Source organism: Flavonifractor sp. DFI.6.63 (assembly GCF_024462255.1).
GTDB lineage: Bacteria > Bacillota > Clostridia > Oscillospirales > Oscillospiraceae > Lawsonibacter_A > Lawsonibacter_A hominis.
In genome coordinates this window covers 1-254 of the sequence record NZ_JANGBE010000159.1, presented here as the reverse complement: position 1 = coordinate 254, position 254 = coordinate 1, and the positions used below count along the sequence as shown (strand labels likewise).

Sequence of the window (254 nt, the reverse complement as noted above, 5' to 3'; positions counted from 1 at the left end):
GGCGCGCATACCGCTCTGACCACCATGGCTTTCGGTAATCAAGGGATTCAGGCCAGAATCCGCCCTGCTTTCCAGCGCCATTCTTGACTTTGTCGAAAAACGCTTACACAAAATTTTACACCCGGCCGTTCACGCTGTTGAACTATTGGAAAAAGTCAGGATCAGAGGGAGTGCCGTACTGGCAGACCGGGCATATGGTGCTCGGGCAATTCGGGAATATATCTCAGCGCACGGGGCCAGTTATGTGATCCCGC

At 53.5% G+C, this 254-nt stretch carries 1 protein-coding gene; it reads left to right on the top strand.

What is annotated here, in order from left to right:
• Positions 1-37: 37 nt before the first annotated feature.
• Positions 38-254, top strand: a 217-nt coding sequence (locus tag NE547_RS18745; RefSeq protein WP_370866870.1) for a transposase, incomplete at its 3' end; no start/stop codon positions are given.